Annotated in this window: 1 pseudogene; it reads right to left on the reverse strand. The window is 67.8% G+C overall.

The window, feature by feature from the left end:
* Positions 1–831 precede the first annotated feature (831 nt).
* Positions 832–1,690 (reverse strand): annotated as a pseudogene (locus AV521_RS50010) (hypothetical protein); the annotation flags it as partial.

Genomic DNA, 1,690 nt, shown 5'->3' on the forward strand with positions numbered 1-1,690 from the left:
AGAAAAAGGCGTATTGAATGACTATTAGTCCGTCCGGATGATCTGCTGACGCTCGCTCACCCCATGCCGACCGCGTGTCGCTGCGAAATCCATGAGCTGACCCGTGTTACAGGAACGCCTGCGCCGAAGTCGGCCCGGCAGGAGATCCGAAAAATGGCGGCGCGTCAGCTGCCCCGGGGGAGCCGGTGCCGTCAGCCAGGAAAACCATGCAGTGGCACGCGTCCCTGCCCGATCCTTTGCCGGTCGACTGGACGGGATCGCGATCGGTGTCGTTCAGGCAATCGTGAGTGGCGGCGTGCCGTTGGCATCGGCGGCGTGCGGGCGGATGCGCGGCGATGCCCGGCGTTGAAGTATCAGCAGGTGGTGTTTCCCCCGCAGCGTTCACTGCCCGGTGAACGGGCAGCCTCCTGTGCGGGGCACGGGCGCCGCCGGCCCGGACTGGACTGCTGGGACTCTCCTCTTGTGAACGGTTCGCCCCGTATGTCCCGGGGCGGAGACCGGCCGGTGAACGCCGAGTGGGGGAGCTGTTGGAGCTTGTCGACGGCGGGCTTTGCGCCTGGTTTTGGTGTTGGTCGGCCCCGCACCGGCCTTGACCTTCGTGCCGTCCTCCCGCCATTCCACGCGACCCCTGTGGCAAATCCGTGAATGATCGCTGGAGGAGTGAAGCACCGACCTCGGGATCCAGCGATCGTTTCAGGATTCTTGGCTGTGGTGTGTGGTGTGTGGTGTGGCGCCGGGCCGGGGGTTTCGTGGAGCTGTGGAAGCTGGAGGGGTCCTGGAGTTCAGGTCCAGTGACCGTCTCGGAATGTAGTGATCGGCGCGGGATTTCGCTCAGAGCTGGGTGAACCGGCGCTGGGGGAGATCGTATTGGTGTGCTATGGGGTTCCACAGGGCGGCGGCTTTCTTCTTGGCGAGGGTCGCCTGCTCGCTGGCCGTGTTGCCCTGGATGGTCTGCGTGGTGTTCTTCGCGTGGCCTTTATGGCAGCCCGTGGTGGCGGCGACCTGGTCGGCCCAGGCGGCGTAGTGGTTGTCGGCGGCGGCGGACGCCTTCCAGGCTGTGGTGAGTTGGGCCACCAGGTCGCCGTGGTTGGGTAGTTTGTCGATGGTGAGCTGGGAGAGTTTGCTGACCAGGTCGTCGCGCCGGCTCGCGGCGGTGCGCAGGTCGGTCGCCGAACCAGCGAGGTTGCTGCATTGTTTGACGGAGGCGACCGCGTTGATCACCGTGGTGCGGCTGCTGTTGCTCGACTGCAGCAGCGCGTCGAGCGATTTCGCTTGGGCTTGCGCGGTCTCCGTCCCCGACTGCCCGCTGTCCGAGATGGCGGAGGCGTCGGCGGCTGGCTGCTGGTCGTTGCCGCCGACGCCGAGCACGGTGCCCACGGCAATGCCGATCAGAGCGAGGCCGGCCACGCCGATGCCGATGAGCGCGCCCAGCGACAGACGTCGGCCTCCTGCGGGAGCCGGATCGGCGTACTCGGCGTCGAAGCCGGCGCCGCCCGGGCGGCCGCCGTCGTCGCCGTGGCCAGACTGTTGCGGGGGCTGCTGGGCAAATGTGGGATGCGGCGGCTGTAGCGTCGGCCGGGCGGTCGGTGCGCTGTCTGTGTAGCCGTCGTACCCGTATCCGACGGCGCCGAGCGCGGCCGTGGCGGCGACCGGCTGGCCGTCGAGGCAGGCCTCGATGTCGGCGCGCATC

Source organism: Streptomyces sp. IMTB 2501 (genome assembly GCF_001953885.1).
Lineage (GTDB): Bacteria > Actinomycetota > Actinomycetes > Streptomycetales > Streptomycetaceae > Streptomyces.